15 protein-coding genes and 1 tRNA gene are annotated in these 14349 nt (G+C 44.3%); 7 read left to right on the top strand and 9 right to left on the bottom strand.

What is annotated here, in order from left to right:
• Nucleotides 1-11: 11 nt before the first annotated feature.
• From pyrH to D2V05_RS15765, 6 genes are all read left to right on the top strand, one after another.
• Nucleotides 12-719: a UMP kinase gene (pyrH, locus tag D2V05_RS15740; protein WP_119638533.1), complete on the top strand. Its 708-nt coding sequence runs from the start codon at nt 12-14 to the stop codon at nt 717-719.
• Nucleotides 720-755: 36 nt separating this feature from the next.
• Complete coding sequence (frr, locus tag D2V05_RS15745; protein ID WP_119648527.1) at nt 756-1310, top strand: ribosome recycling factor; 555 nt, start codon at nt 756-758, stop codon at nt 1308-1310.
• A gap of 75 nt (nt 1311-1385) precedes the next feature.
• Nucleotides 1386-3782 carry an efflux RND transporter permease subunit gene (locus D2V05_RS15750; protein ID WP_119648528.1) on the top strand — a complete coding sequence of 799 codons (2397 nt, stop codon included), beginning with the start codon at nt 1386-1388 and terminating at the stop codon, nt 3780-3782.
• An 88-nt stretch (nt 3783-3870) separates the two neighbouring features.
• A complete protein-coding gene (gene asnS, locus D2V05_RS15755; protein ID WP_119648529.1) occupies nt 3871-5304 on the top strand; it encodes an asparagine--tRNA ligase in 1434 nt (477 codons plus the stop codon).
• Nucleotides 5305-5350: 46 nt separating this feature from the next.
• The gene (rpoN, locus tag D2V05_RS15760) at nt 5351-6808 is read left to right on the top strand and encodes an RNA polymerase factor sigma-54 (protein ID WP_119648530.1); all 1458 of its coding nucleotides are present in this window, start codon (nt 5351-5353) and stop codon (nt 6806-6808) included.
• Nucleotides 6808-7410, top strand: coding sequence for a hypothetical protein (locus D2V05_RS15765; protein WP_119638528.1), 603 nt, complete (start codon nt 6808-6810; stop codon nt 7408-7410). Before rpoN ends, D2V05_RS15765 begins: the two co-directional genes overlap by 1 nt.
• On the opposite strand, the gene D2V05_RS15770 is transcribed toward D2V05_RS15765, so the two are convergent.
• From D2V05_RS15770 to D2V05_RS15805, 8 genes are all read right to left on the bottom strand, one after another.
• Nucleotides 7405-8106, bottom strand: a complete 702-nt coding sequence (locus D2V05_RS15770; protein WP_119648531.1) for a porin family protein — start codon at nt 8104-8106, stop codon at nt 7405-7407. The genes D2V05_RS15765 and D2V05_RS15770 overlap by 6 nt on opposite strands.
• 72 nt (nt 8107-8178) lie before the next feature.
• Nucleotides 8179-8661: an ExbD/TolR family protein gene (locus D2V05_RS15775; protein ID WP_119638526.1), complete on the bottom strand. Its 483-nt coding sequence runs from the start codon at nt 8659-8661 to the stop codon at nt 8179-8181.
• 14 nt (nt 8662-8675) lie between these two features.
• Nucleotides 8676-9281, bottom strand: coding sequence for an ExbD/TolR family protein (locus tag D2V05_RS15780; protein ID WP_119638525.1), 606 nt, complete (start codon nt 9279-9281; stop codon nt 8676-8678).
• Between the two features lie 10 nt (nt 9282-9291).
• Nucleotides 9292-9729 carry a hypothetical protein gene (locus tag D2V05_RS15785; RefSeq protein WP_119648532.1) on the bottom strand — a complete coding sequence of 146 codons (438 nt, stop codon included), beginning with the start codon at nt 9727-9729 and terminating at the stop codon, nt 9292-9294.
• 27 nt (nt 9730-9756) lie between these two features.
• The gene (locus D2V05_RS15790) at nt 9757-10479 is read right to left on the bottom strand and encodes a MotA/TolQ/ExbB proton channel family protein (protein ID WP_119648533.1); all 723 of its coding nucleotides are present in this window, start codon (nt 10477-10479) and stop codon (nt 9757-9759) included.
• Between the two features lie 79 nt (nt 10480-10558).
• Nucleotides 10559-10646, bottom strand: a tRNA-Ser gene (locus D2V05_RS15795).
• A gap of 66 nt (nt 10647-10712) precedes the next feature.
• Nucleotides 10713-11744 carry an asparaginase gene (locus D2V05_RS15800; RefSeq protein WP_119648534.1) on the bottom strand — a complete coding sequence of 344 codons (1032 nt, stop codon included), beginning with the start codon at nt 11742-11744 and terminating at the stop codon, nt 10713-10715.
• 2 nt (nt 11745-11746) lie between these two features.
• A complete protein-coding gene (locus D2V05_RS15805) occupies nt 11747-12514 on the bottom strand; it encodes a TatD family hydrolase (RefSeq protein WP_119648535.1) in 768 nt (255 codons plus the stop codon).
• A 104-nt stretch (nt 12515-12618) separates the two neighbouring features.
• Between D2V05_RS15805 and D2V05_RS15810 the strand changes: the two genes are divergently transcribed.
• Complete coding sequence (locus tag D2V05_RS15810) at nt 12619-13059, top strand: retropepsin-like aspartic protease family protein (RefSeq protein WP_119638519.1); 441 nt, start codon at nt 12619-12621, stop codon at nt 13057-13059.
• Nucleotides 13060-13131: 72 nt separating this feature from the next.
• Here D2V05_RS15810 and odhB read toward each other — a convergent pair whose 3' ends face one another.
• Nucleotides 13132-14349, bottom strand: a complete 1218-nt coding sequence (odhB, locus tag D2V05_RS15815; RefSeq protein WP_119648536.1) for a 2-oxoglutarate dehydrogenase complex dihydrolipoyllysine-residue succinyltransferase — start codon at nt 14347-14349, stop codon at nt 13132-13134.

The raw sequence follows: 14349 nt of genomic DNA on the forward strand, positions 1-14349 counted from the left end.
AGAAACCTTCAATGCGATACAAGAGAATTTTATTAAAACTGAGTGGAGAAGCCTTGATGGGCAAAAAACAATACGGAATCGATGGAGACCGTTTGGCCGAATATGCCGATGAGATCAAAGGTGTTGTGGACAAAGGCATTGAAGTGGCCATCGTTATAGGTGGAGGCAACATTTTTAGGGGCCTTGCCGGTGCCAGCCAAGGCATGGACCGCGTGCAGGGCGACCATATGGGAATGTTGGCGACCGTAATCAATGGGTTGGCCCTACAGAGTGCCTTGGAGCTTAAAGGAATCCAAACCCGTTTGCAATCCGCCATCAAGATCAACGAAGTAGCCGAACCTTTTATCAGAAGAAGGGCCATACGCCATTTGGAAAAAGGTAGGGTAGTGATTTTTGGAGGTGGAACAGGAAATCCCTATTTCACCACAGATTCAGCTGCCGTGTTGAGGGCCATCGAAATCAATGCCGATGTGATCCTGAAGGGAACAAGGGTAGATGGGATTTACACTTCGGACCCTGAAAAAGATAAAAATGCCACCAAGTTTGACTCCCTTTCCTTTCAAGAGGTACTTTCCAAAGGTTTGAAGGTGATGGACACCACGGCCTTTACCCTTAGTCAGGAAAATGAACTGCCCATTGTGGTCTTCGATATGAACACCAAGGGTAATTTGATGAAGATCGTATCCGGAGAGAATATTGGAACGGTGGTCAATGTTTAAGTTGACACATTTGATATTGTAATAAAATTTAAGAGCATGGACGAAGAAGTAAAATTTGTACTTGATAGCGCAAAAGAGAGCATGGATGGCAGCATTGCCCACTTAGAAAAAGCCTTTATAAAGATCCGTGCCGGAAAGGCCAGCCCTATAATGCTATCATCCGTAATGGTTGATTATTATGGTTCCCAAACACCACTTTCACAAGTATCCAATATCAATACCCCGGATGCCCGTACCATTTCGGTCCAACCTTGGGAAAAAAGCTTGATCGGGGAAATAGAAACGGCCATCATGAACGCCAATTTAGGGTTCAACCCCATGAACAATGGTGAAACCGTCATCATCAGCGTACCGCCCCTTACCGAGGAACGCAGGGTTCAATTGGTGAAGCAGGCCAAGGCCGAGGCAGAAGATGCCAAAGTAAGTATCCGAAGCGCCAGACAAGAAGCCAATAAGGAACTGAAATCCCTTGAAATTTCCGAAGACCTGCTAAAAAATGCAGAGGTCGATGTACAGGAACTCACCGATACCTACATCAAAAAAGTAGATTCCCTCCTCTCCGTTAAAGAAGGTGAGATCATGAAGGTTTAAAACTTGATCATTGATAAGCTGCTTTCCTAGGAACACAGCCGATGATTTTTTACCTTTGCGCCCAATTAAACCAAAATGGTAGCAAAGCTCACAAAAGGTTTTTGGACCAAGGTCGCACGCATTATTCTTCGAAATAGGATTTTGATCCTAGTTGGCATAGTCGCCATTACCGTTTTCTTGGCCTTGCAATGGAAAAACATCAAGTTTTCGAACACCGAGGCCAACATTTTGCCCGACGACCATCCCGCAACCATCCAATACAACGCCTTCACCAAAATATTCGGGGAAGAAGGCAATGCCATTGTATTGGCCGTGAGGGATACCGCTTTGTTCACTCCCAAGAATTTCAACCGTTGGAACCGATTGGCCAAGCAGTTGGATGCCCTTCCTGAAATTGATTTTGTGGTTTCCCTGGAAAACTTGAAGGTCTTGGAGAAGGATGACAAAACCCAAGCGTTTGTCATGGAACCCTTCATCAAAACCCCGCCAAAGACCAAAGCGGAAATCGATTCCCTAAAAAACCACCTTTTCAACGAATTACCTTTTTATGACAATCTGGTCTATAACCCCAAAAGCGGCACCATACAGACCATTGCCTATTTGGACAAGGACATCCTGAACACGGCCGTTAGGAACGAGTTTATATTGAACGATCTTGGTGACTTGGTAAAGACCTTTGAGGAAGACACCCAGTTGGATGTAAGGGTATCGGGCATGCCCTATATCCGAACTTGGAACACCAAGTCCATTGTGGATGAGATCGGAATCTTCATCGGGGCCGCCCTTTTGGTCACTTCTTTGATCTTCTTCTTTTTCTTCAGGAGTTTCAGGGCCACCTTTATTTCGATGTGCATCGTAATCATTGGGGTAATGTGGGCCTTTGGAATATTGGGACTATTGCAGTACGAAATCACCATTCTTACGGCATTGATTCCCCCGTTGATCATTGTAATCGGAATCCCCAACTGCATATTCCTCATCAACAAATATCAACAGGAGGTAAAGAAACATGGCAATCAAGCCCTGTCATTGCAACGGGTCATTTCCAAGATCGGTAATGCCACTTTGATGACCAACATCACTACTGCATCGGGTTTTGCCACCTTTATTATTTTGGACAGTGACCTATTGAGAGAGTTCGGCATTGTGGCTTCCATCAATATCATAGGAATCTTTGTGCTTTCCTTATTGATTATCCCGATCATTTACAGTTTTATGGCACTTCCCAAAACGAAGCACCTAAAACACCTCAACAAAAAGTGGATCGACTTTTTTGTGCACAGGATGGAGCGTATCGTTCGGGACCACAGAATCGCCGTCTATATGGTCACTGTTGGGGTTTTGGTCTTGAGCGTCATCGGTATTTACCAAATGAAGATTACCGGAAGCAGGATCGAAGACTTGCCGAAGAACACCCAATTTTATAAGGACATCCAATTTTTTGAGGAAGAATTCGATGGTATCATGCCCATGGAGATTGTGGTGGATACCGAACGAAAAAACGGTGTGATCAAGCCTACGACCCTTAAACGGATGGACCAGTTGGGAACTGTTATTGATGAAATTCCAGAATTGTCCCGACCCATTTCCATCGTGGATTTGATAAAATATTCAAAGCAGGCCTTTTACAACGGCATCCCAAAGTATTACCAATTACCGACCAGCCAAGAAAACACCTTTATCATGGATGCGGCCAGAAAGTCATCCACCGACGGTAATCTTCTGGAGAGTTTTGTGGACAGTACGGGACAGATTGCCCGATTGACCACCTATATGCAGGATGTTCCCATCGACCGGATGGAGGAAATAGAAAAGGATGTACAGGAAGCCATCACCAAATCCTTCCCTCCTGATAGGTATAATGTATACATGACCGGAAAAGCGTTACTGTTCTTGAAAGGCACCAAGTACTTGGTGAAAAATCTTGTCATGTCCCTCGCTCTGGCCATTGGCCTTATTTCGTTGTTCATGGCCTATTTGTTCCGTTCGTTTAGGATGGTCATCATTTCTTTGGTCCCCAATTTATTGCCGCTTTTGATCACTGCAGGGCTCATGGGCTATTTAGGTATACCCATCAAACCTTCAACCATTTTGGTTTTCAGCATTGCCTTCGGGATTTCGGTAGATGACACCATACACTTTTTGGCCAAATACCGGCAAGAACTGGCCACACACAAATGGCACATCAAAAGGTCGGTCTATGCCGCTCTACGGGAAACTGGGGTGAGCATGTTCTATACCTCCATCGTATTGTTTTTTGGTTTCTCGGTGTTCATTCTCTCCAGTTTTGGGGGAACCAAAGCGCTGGGAGGTCTGGTTTCGGCCACTTTGCTTTTTGCCATGTTGTCCAATCTGATCTTGTTGCCTTCCTTGCTCCTATCTCTGGAAAGAAGCATCGCGAACAAGGAGGTGCTCAAAAAACCACAGATCGACATCCTGCCCCAAGAAGAGGACAATCCCAAGGACAATTAGTGCGAAAGGGCCATAAATTACGCCCTTGCATTGCCATCGTTTTTGACCAAAAACCTATCTTTACCGACTAAATTACGATAGCCTTACAATGAAGTCTTATTCCATAAAAGAATTGCTAGAAAAGCAGCCCGTAGGAGATTCCGTAGAAGTAAATGGATGGGTAAAAACATTTAGGAGCAACCGATTTATAGCCTTGAACGACGGTTCAACCATACATAATTTGCAATGTGTCGTGGATTTTGAAAATCTGGATGAAACAGTGCTCAAACAGATTACTACAGGCTCTGCCCTAAAAATTTCCGGAACCTTGGTGGAAAGCCAGGGAAAGGGACAGACCGTGGAGATCCAAACCGAGGATGTTTTTGTTCACGGTAGTGCAGACCCGGAAACCTACCCTATCCAACCCAAAAAACACTCTTTGGAGTTCTTGAGGGAAAAGGCACATTTAAGGGTGAGGACCAACACTTTTGCCGCGGTGATGCGGGTGCGTTCGGCTTTGGCCTTCGCCATCCACAGTTATTTTCAGCAAAATGGGTTTTACTACATGCACGCACCGATCATTACCGGCTCCGATGCCGAAGGTGCAGGCGAAATGTTCCGGGTGACAAGCTTGGATGCCAAAAACCCGCCTTTGGACGAGAGTGGCAACGTGGATTATTCCGAGGACTTTTTCGGAAAAGAGACCAACCTCACCGTATCAGGGCAATTGGAAGCCGAGACCTATGCCATGGGATTGGGCAAAGTGTATACCTTCGGACCCACGTTTAGGGCTGAAAACTCAAACACCTCCCGCCACTTGGCAGAATTTTGGATGATCGAGCCCGAAGTAGCTTTCAACGATTTGGATGCCAATATGGATTTGGCCGAGGATTTCATCAAGTCCATCATTCAATATGTTTTGGATCATTGTAAGGACGACCTGGAGTTTTTGGAAAGCCGTTTGTTGGAGGAGGAAAAATCCAAGCCACAAACCGAGCGTTCCGAAATGACCTTGTTGGAAAAACTCAAATTTGTGGTCGAAAACAACTTTAAACGGGTTTCCTATACCGAGGCGATCGACATCTTGAGGAACAGCAAACCCAACAAGAAGAAAAAATTCCAATACTCTATTGATGAATGGGGTGCCGACCTACAAAGTGAACATGAACGCTTTTTAGTAGAAAAACACTTTAAATGCCCCGTGATTCTTTTTGATTACCCCGCCAAGATCAAGGCCTTCTACATGCGATTGAACGAGGACGGCAAAACCGTTCGTGCCATGGATGTACTTTTTCCCGGCATTGGCGAAATTGTGGGGGGATCGCAACGTGAGGAGCGTTTGGAGGTACTGCAACAAAAAATCAAGGACCTTGGCATTGACGATAAAGAACTTTGGTGGTACCTGGACCTACGCAGATTTGGCACGGCCGTACACAGTGGATTTGGACTCGGTTTTGAACGCATGGTACAGTTTGCCACGGGAATGGGCAACATCAGGGACGTGATCCCTTACCCCAGGACCCCACAGAATGCTGAGTTTTAAATTGAATTTATAACTTTATAGCAAGGAAGATTTCAATACCATCCTTATGCTGAAACAACATCTACAGTTTAAGCTTTCCCAGAAACTGTCTCCACAGCAGATTCAGCTCATGAAGCTCATTCAATTGCCCACACAGGCCTTTGAACAGCGCTTAAAGCAAGAGTTGGAAGAGAATCCTGCGCTTGAAAGTGGAAAGGCGGAGAGTGAGACCGTGGATGATGTTTATGATGATACTTACGACGATTCGGGGGACAATGAGACCATTGAGGCGGAGGACATCAACATTGATGACTATCTGAGCGATGACGAAATCCCTGATTACCGTACACAAGCCAACAACTATAGCTCGGACGATGAGGAAAAAAGCATTCCTTATGCGGCCGGGATTTCCTTCAACCAGCATTTGATCAACCAGCTCAATACGTTTTATCTGGATGACGAGGAATGGGCCATTGCTGAATTTTTGGTAGGAAGTGTGGATGAAAGCGGGTATATCAGAAGACCTATTTCCGACATCATGGATGACCTTGCCTTTACCCAAAACATCTACGTGGATGAAAGCAAGATCGAATCCGTGCTCAAAATTGTACAGGAACTGGATCCACCAGGTGTGGGAGCACGTTCGTTGGATGAATGCCTTATCATCCAACTAAAAAGAAAAGAACGAAAGCCCTCTGTAGAACTGGCCATAAACATCTTGGAAAAATCCTTTGAGCAGTTCACCAAAAAGCATTACGACAAGCTTATCCAAAAGCACCATGTGACCGAGGAGGAACTCAAGGATGCCATATCAGAAATTGAAAGGCTGAACCCAAAACCGGGAGGTTCCTATTCCGGAGGGACTAGGATGATCGAGCATATCGTTCCGGATTTTTCCATCAGGATTGTGGACGGAGAACTGGAACTCTCCTTAAATGGCAGGAACGCCCCGGAACTTCACGTTTCCAGGGAATACAGCAACATGTTGGAAGGGTACAAGAATTCCAAGGAAAAATCCAAGTCTCAGAAAGATACGGTATTGTTCATCAAACAGAAATTGGACGCAGCCAAATGGTTCATAGATGCCATCAGACAACGACAACAAACGCTGTACATTACTATGAAGACCATTATGGACTATCAGGAGGAATATTTTCTGACCGGGGATGAGCGCAAACTGCGGCCTATGATCCTGAAGGACATTGCGGACAAAATCGATATGGATGTATCCACGGTTTCCAGGGTAGCCAACAGCAAATATGTGGATACCCCTTACGGCACCAAATTGATCAAGGACTTTTTCTCGGAGGCCATGAAAAATGAACAGGGGGAAGATGTTTCCACCAAGGAGATCAAAAAGATATTGGAGACCGTTATTGGCGATGAGCAGAAGAAAAAACCATTAACGGACGATAAATTGGCAAAAATACTAAAGGAAAGAGGCTATCCCATTGCAAGGCGTACCGTTGCCAAATATAGAGAACAGCTGGGCATTCCCGTGGCCAGGCTAAGAAAGCAGATCTGATGCGCCATGTCTTCAATATCATCTCGTATCTCTTCCATCCCCTTTTTATCCCCATTGGAGGCACCGTACTTTATTTTGTAATGGCCCCTTACAGTTCGTTGGAAATGGAGAGCGGGAACATTCTTCCCATATTCATTTTAACGGTCATCATTCCGATTATCTTTTTCTTGATTTTAAAGAATCTGGGGGTCATCAGTTCCATTTTTTTACCCACGCTCCATGAACGCAAATACCCGCTGTATATCAGCTGTATCATTTTTTTGATGATCTTATATAAGGTTATACCGAATAACTACGTAAACGAGCTCTTTTACTTCTTTACCGGTCTATTGACCGCTACCGGAGCATGCCTTATTCTCCTATTCTTCAAGTTCAAGACAAGCATGCACCTTTTGGGCATGGGAAGCATCTTAACCTTCATGATTGCGTTGAGCATTCATTTTGAGAAGAACATCACCCTTGCCATAAGTTTGTTTACCTTGTTCACGGGGTTGGTGGCCACATCCAGACTTTATCTGAAGGTCCACAACAAAAATGAGCTTTTAATAGGGTTTTTGATGGGATGCTGTTCTCAGTTGATCATCCTTAAATATTGGCTATAGGATATAGAAGATGACCCCTATCCGTAGGGCCCTAATGTCAATGGATTCTCCAGTATCTAGAGCCGTACCATCTTTTAGTAGTGGATTAAGGGCATAATAGACATGAATGTTCCATGTATTGTACCCGAAATTCACCATGAGCCCGTATTGAAGTTTTTCAATGTCATCATTGGCGAATCCGGTAGTTCCTTCATCGGTCACTACCCGTGACCTTCCTGAAAAAACATATCCCAATTTGGCACCGGCATAAATGCGCCAAAACTTGTACTCTTCGGTCGTTGATGTCCTCCATCTGAGCTCAAAGGGAAACTCCACCGCATGGGTTTCCAATTTACTACGTTTAAAATCTGAGGTATTCATTACCTCATAGAGGAAAGTGTTGGCATTTTGGGATACGACCATATTTGAGTAATAGGAATTGACCGCATACCCAACTCCAAGTCCTACGCCAAAATTCCTCCGCTGGTTTAAGGGGATATCCTTGATAATGCCAAACTGGAGATTATAGGAAAGGTTCCGCTGTACCACTCCCTCCGGTTTCCCCAAGAGTACATTATATCCAAATCCAGCATAAAACTGATCTTCCAGATATCTTGAAAAATCTTCTTGATCGGATGTTTCGTTTGTTTGGGAATATACACAGCATGTGAGCAGCCCCACAATCAATACCAAAAAATGCCTTATGACCTTCTCCATTGTATTCTTTATAAACAAAAAACGCTCCAAATTAAGAATCTGGAGCGTTTCCCACTAAATCTAAGCTATTGCCTACTGTAGATTGTTAAAAGCATCTCCCTCATAAGTAGTATAATTCACTTTTAGGGCATTCACTTTCCTCAATTCTTGTTTTATATCGGTAATAAGACCCATGTTGGCATTCTTATCGACCTTTAATGCAGTAGTCAATACGTTTTGAAGTTCTTGAGGCTTTTTTGCACGCTCTGCCAAAATAAAGGACCCAACTTCGTCCACATTGGCAAATTTATCATTCAACTGGATTTTTGGTTCAGAACCAAAAACCTTTTGATATTCTTGGGTAGGTTTTCCCACGTAGATATAGATTACGCGGTCCTTCTTTTCCAATTTCTTTACCTCCGTTGCATTGGGAAGCGTGTTTTCAACCATTAACGAACTGTCTTTCATCGTGGTCACGGTCATAAAAAAGAACAGCAACATGAACACGATATCCGGCAAAGATGCTGTAGATACCGCTGGCAAATCCCCGTCCTTCTTTTTTGTAAACTTAGCCATACTAAATTCTAGTTTTAATTGGTTGATGTTTCTGCTTCCGAAAGCTTCTGTGGGAACATATCTTGGATACGCTTCACTTTGTCTTTCAACTCATCTCTAATGGCAGAAGGTGTTTCAGGGTTGAGATACTCGGCTTCCATTTTGGTGAAGTCGCGATTATATAGCCTTTGGGCCTCGCGGTTCCTCAAATCATTATAGGCACCTACCAATTCGTTCTGAACGGTGATATAAGTACTGTACTTGGTTTCCCTGTCATTCTTCAAAGAGATGATCGCTTTTGTTGGATTATCCGATGAAGATTGATCCTTCTTCCCTTTACAGAAAGTACAGGAACCATCTGCGTTGTTTTCAAGAAATGCAATAGCAGCCTTTCTCAAATCCTTCAATTCCATCAAATTATCCTCTACCAGCAATTGACCATTTTTATTGATGTTAACCGTAAAAATGTTCTTTTGCTTAATCACTACATCTGTATCTGGCGGTTCGATCGGCGGCAACATACGATCCAGACCTGCATCCGTTTCAATGGTGGTGGTCACCAAGAAAAAGATAAGCAAGAGGAAAGCGATGTCCGCCATGGAACCGGCATTGACTTCCGGCGCTGCTTTTCTTCTAGGCATAATTCAACTTTTACTTTACAAACATTTTCTTCAATCCTGGGAAAACCATTAGGACCACCGCTACTACGGTCAGGATGAAGAATACGTTCAATCCCATTCCAATGTTTTTCACAGTTCCTTCCGTGGTCGTGATACCTCTTCTTGCCATTTCCTCAACAACGGGTGCGTTGTTGGAAGAAAGTCCGTAGGAAACGGCCACAACAATGGCCAATCCACCAAGGGCGAACAAGGTTTTCTTAAGACTTCCCGGAGTGGAAAGTAGTTTTGTCAATCCAAAGAACAGTGCTGCCACAACGGCAATGGCCAATAACAAGTACATGATAATGAACATGAAGTTCATTGACCCACTGCTGATTGCATCCGGATCTTCTTGTGATGGCAATGAGAACCACAGTACAGCAGAAATCAATCCGATTGCAATGAGTGCTATTTTAACTATTTTATTCATGTTTCCCGATAGTTTTTAGTTCCGTAATTATTTCTTGTGTGCTGCCAACATATCAATCAAGGATATAGAGGCATCTTCCATGTCGTTTACGATACTATCGATCTTGGCAATGATATAGTTATAGAAAATCTGAAGGATGATGGCCACGATCAAACCAAATACCGTGGTCAACAAGGCCACCTGAATATCACCAGCGATCAAAGAGGCGCTCAAGTTACCAACAGCGGCGATTTTTTGGAAGGCCTGAATCATACCGATTACCGTACCCATGAACCCAAGCATTGGGGCCACAGCGATAAACAAGGACAACCAAGATACATTTTTCTCCAATTGGCCCATTTGTACACCACCATAGGCAACAACTGCTTTCTCAGCAGATTCCAAACCTTCGGAAGATCTGTCCAATCCTTGGTAGAAGATGGAAGCAACTGGTCCTTTTGTGTTCCTGCAAACCTCTTTGGCCGCTTCTACACCTCCAGAAGCCAAAGCATCTTCAACTTGTTGTTTCAATTTAGCCGTGTTGGTAGTTGCCAAATTCAAATAGATAATTCTTTCGATGGCTACAGCCAATCCCAATATCAAACAAAGAAGTACAATACCCATGAAGGCAGGACCCCCTTGAATAAATTGTTCTTTCAATACCTGGGTGAAACTTGCACTTGGCTCTTCTTGCAACATTGCTGCAGATGCAGTTGAAGTTCCCATCACAAACATTCCGGCAGCAGCCAGAGTAAAGGATATTTTTTTCATTTTACTTAAAACTTAAATTTAGTTAGTTAATAATGTTAAAGATATAAAAATTTTACAATTGAAAAACTAAAATACCTTGCAGAGAGGAAGGGATTCGAACCCTCGATACACTTTTGGTGTATACACACTTTCCAGGCGTGCGCCTTCGACCACTCGGCCACCTCTCTATTCCTTCATTTAGGCCGACCAATAAACAAAAAAATAATCAGTTATAGAAATTTGAGGCGTTAATTTTACACCATTTCACCACGGAGCGGTGTCTCGAAAATTGTCTTGAACAATGTATCGGGAACGCCCGTCCCCAATAGGTACATGGCCTTGGTCACAGCGGCCTCGGTTGTAATATCCTTGCCATTAACCAGTTGCATTTCCTTGAGCTTTTCGCTGGTCTCATAATGCCCCATAAAAACGCTACCTCCAGAGCACTGGGTCACGTTAATGATGTGTAAACCTTTTTTTACTGCGGATTTCAACTCTTGCAGGAACCAACCATCCATAGGGGCATTTCCGGCACCATAAGTTTCCAGAACGAGTGCCTTCAATTGAGGTATGTTCAACACGGCCTTTAACACTTCTCGGTTAATCCCAGGAAACAATTTGAGAATCGCCACCCGGTCATCCATTTGTTTGTGCACCAATAAGGACTTGTTCTTGGCCTGCTTTTTTAACAGATAGTTGTGGTGCACTTTTAAATGTACCCCCGATTCCACCAAAGGTGGATAGTTCAAGGAAGCAAAAGCCTCAAAATGTTCGGCGTTGATCTTGGTGGTCCGGTTGCCCCGATACAATTTATATTCAAAATAGAGTCCTACCTCCTGCACCACCGGTTTGCCGTTTTCCTGAAGCGAAGCAATTTCTATGGAAGTGATCAAATTCTCCTTGGCATCGGTCCTAAGGTCCCCAATGGGCAATTGCGATCCTGTAAAAATGACCGGTTTGTCTAGGTTTTCCAACATAAAACTCAATGCGGATGCCGAATAGCTCATCGTATCACTTCCGTGAAGCACCACAAAACCATCATGACCCGCATAATGTTCCTCGATGATGGAAGCGATCAAGGACCAATAACTAGGGTTCATATTAGAGGAGTCGATCGGGTTTTTAAAGGACACTCCGCTTAACGTGCAATCCAATTGGTTCAGCTCCGGGATGTTTTTGATGAGCTCATCAAAATTGAAGGCTCTTAAGGCACCCGTTTCATAATCCTTGACCATTCCTATGGTACCTCCGGTATAAACGAGCAATATGTTCGGTTTTTTTTTCATGGTTAAATACCAAAAATTTCTTTTGAATTATCGGTCGTAATGCGTGCAATCTCCTCATAAGGCCTACCATATATAAAGGACAGCTTTTCCAGCACCTGAACAATATAAGAGCTTTCATTGCGCTTGCCGCGATACGGAACCGGGGCCAAATAGGGCGAATCGGTCTCCAAGACAATATGCTGCAAATCGATTTGATCCAAAAACTGGTCTATTTTCCCGTTTTTAAAGGTAGCCACTCCCCCAATGCCTAACTTCATGTTATAGGAAATGGCCTGATGGGCTTGTTCCAAGGCTCCGGTAAAGCAATGAAAAATCCCAAAAAGGTCATTGCCCTTCTCTTGTTCCAAAACCTCAAAAATTTCATCAAAGGCATCCCGGCAATGGATCACGATGGGCAATTGGTATTTTTTTGCCAAACGGATTTGGTAGACGAAGGCTTCTTGCTGTTGTTTCAAAAAGGTCTTGTCCCAATATAGGTCGATACCGATTTCCCCCACGGCATAGAATTTTCGTTTGGAGAGCCATTCTTCCACCAAAGCTAGTTCTTCCTTAAAGTTTTCCTTGACATGGGTGGGGTGAAGTCCCATCATCAAAAACACATTTTGGGGATAATTGGACTCCAAATCCAACATGGCCTGGGTGTAGGTGGAATCGATAGCGGGGATAAAAAAGCGTTCCACGCCAGCTTTCAGGGCACGTTGCATCATGGCATCACGGTCGTCAACAAATGCTTCACTATATAAATGGGTATGGGTATCGGTGATGATCATGTCACAAAAATAGATTTATCTTAGTTGTCCCAAAACTTTCATATCCAATAAAACATTTTGAGATGCTTCGCTTGCGCTCAGCATGACATCAATCAATCAACAATATGACATCACTTAAAAAGTTTCTGAAATCCAAAGATTACATAAAGGTGCCGCTTGTGTTCACCGAAACCAACCATTTTGAAATCGTGGCCAAGATCAATGGGGTGTCGGGCAAGTTCATTTTGGATACCGGAGCTTCCAACACCTGCGTGGGCATCGATAAAATCGAGTTTTTTAAAATGGCCTCCGAAGCTACCGACATCAAAGCGGCTGGAGCAGGTGCCACCGAAATGGAAACCCTTATTTCCTCCAAAAACAAGATCCAGATCGGGGATTGGAAAAAGAGCAAGCTTAAAATCGTATTATTTGACCTCGTGCACGTAAACCAGGCCCTGGTATCGCATAACGCTTTGCCCGTGGATGGCATCATCGGTGCCGATGTCCTCAAAAAAGGAAAGGCCGTAATCGATTACAATAAAAAATGCCTCTACTTGAAAAAGTAAAGGCATTTGTATTATTTACCTCTCGACTACACTTCGACTTCGCTCAGTGGCCATGCTCGAGGTGACATTATTTTAAAGCTCCAAAGCTCTTTTCACATTTCCATCCATCAACAATTCTTCAGGACTTTCCAAAGCTTCTTTCACAGCAACCAAGAACCCAACGGATTCCTTACCGTCAATGATTCGGTGGTCATAGGAAAGGGCCACGTACATGATAGGTGCAATAGCAATGGCACCATCCCTTACGATAGGACGCTCCACAATATTGTGCATACCCAAGATACCACTTTGTGGTGGGTTGATGATCGGCGTACTCAACATAGAACCGAATACACCACCGTTAGTAATGGTAAAGGTACCACCGGTCATTTCATCCACAGTGATTTCCCCTTCCCTGGCGCGGATGGCCAATCTCTTGATCTCGGCCTCAACACCCCTAAACGTCAAGTTTTCGGCATTTCGGATTACCGGAACCATCAAGCCTTTGGGCCCGGAAACCGCAATACTGATATCGCAGAAATCATAAGTGATCATTTCCTTGCCATCGATCATGGAGTTTACGGCTGGGTACATTTGCAATGCCCTGATCACCGCTTTGGTGAAAAAGGACATAAAGCCAAGTCCCACATTATGCTTGTCCTTGAACTCATCTTTGTACTGAGCCCTTAGATCGAAGATAGCGGTCATATCCACCTCATTGAAGGTGGTCAACATAGCGGTTTCATTTTTGGCGGCTACCAAACGCTCGGCCACTTTTCTGCGCAACATGGACAATTTGGAACGGGTTTCACCACGGTTACCGCCAGTCGGGGTTCCCATGGATGGAACAGCCTGCACGGCATCTTCCTTGGTGATGCGACCATCCCTTCCGGTGCCCGAAACAGAGGAAGGCTCTATCCCTTTTTCATCCAATATTTTTTTGGCTGCAGGCGATGGCGCCCCTGAAGCATAGGTTTCTTTTTTAGGCTCTTCCTTTTTTGGTTCCGCTTTGGGCCCTTCTTTTTTAGGCTCCTCTTTTTTCTCCGCTTTTGGAGCAGCACCATCAGGTTTTGCCGCACTGGTATCGATAAGGCAAACCACCTCACCAACGGCCACGGCATCCCCTACCTCGGCTTTAAGGGTAATAATTCCGCTTTCCTCCGCAGGAAGCTCCAAAGTTGCCTTGTCCGAGTCCACCTCGGCAATGGCCTGGTCCTTCTCCACATAGTCACCATCCTCTACCAACCATTCGGCGATTTCAACCTCTGTAATGGATTCCCCTGGAGAGGGAACTTTCATTTCTAAAACCAT

The sequence above is a fragment of the Flagellimonas pelagia genome (assembly GCF_003584135.1).
Classification (GTDB): domain Bacteria; phylum Bacteroidota; class Bacteroidia; order Flavobacteriales; family Flavobacteriaceae; genus Flagellimonas; species Flagellimonas pelagia.

Coding starts and splice junctions, on each gene's coding strand:
- D2V05_RS15785 (WP_119648532.1), bottom strand. CDS start 9,729: ATGAATAAAATAGTTAAAATAGCACTCATTGCAATCGGATTGATTTCT.
- D2V05_RS15790 (WP_119648533.1), bottom strand. CDS start 10,479: ATGAAAAAAATATCCTTTACTCTGGCTGCTGCCGGAATGTTTGTGATG.
- D2V05_RS15750 (WP_119648528.1), top strand. CDS start 1,386: ATGGTAGCAAAGCTCACAAAAGGTTTTTGGACCAAGGTCGCACGCATT.
- pyrH (WP_119638533.1), top strand. CDS start 12: ATGCGATACAAGAGAATTTTATTAAAACTGAGTGGAGAAGCCTTGATG.
- D2V05_RS15765 (WP_119638528.1), top strand. CDS start 6,808: ATGCGCCATGTCTTCAATATCATCTCGTATCTCTTCCATCCCCTTTTT.
- D2V05_RS15770 (WP_119648531.1), bottom strand. CDS start 8,106: ATGGAGAAGGTCATAAGGCATTTTTTGGTATTGATTGTGGGGCTGCTC.
- D2V05_RS15775 (WP_119638526.1), bottom strand. CDS start 8,661: ATGGCTAAGTTTACAAAAAAGAAGGACGGGGATTTGCCAGCGGTATCT.
- frr (WP_119648527.1), top strand. CDS start 756: ATGGACGAAGAAGTAAAATTTGTACTTGATAGCGCAAAAGAGAGCATG.
- D2V05_RS15800 (WP_119648534.1), bottom strand. CDS start 11,744: ATGAAAAAAAAACCGAACATATTGCTCGTTTATACCGGAGGTACCATA.
- D2V05_RS15810 (WP_119638519.1), top strand. CDS start 12,619: ATGACATCACTTAAAAAGTTTCTGAAATCCAAAGATTACATAAAGGTG.
- D2V05_RS15805 (WP_119648535.1), bottom strand. CDS start 12,514: ATGATCATCACCGATACCCATACCCATTTATATAGTGAAGCATTTGTT.
- D2V05_RS15780 (WP_119638525.1), bottom strand. CDS start 9,281: ATGCCTAGAAGAAAAGCAGCGCCGGAAGTCAATGCCGGTTCCATGGCG.
- odhB (WP_119648536.1), bottom strand. CDS start 14,349: ATGGTTTTAGAAATGAAAGTTCCCTCTCCAGGGGAATCCATTACAGAG.
- rpoN (WP_119648530.1), top strand. CDS start 5,351: ATGCTGAAACAACATCTACAGTTTAAGCTTTCCCAGAAACTGTCTCCA.
- asnS (WP_119648529.1), top strand. CDS start 3,871: ATGAAGTCTTATTCCATAAAAGAATTGCTAGAAAAGCAGCCCGTAGGA.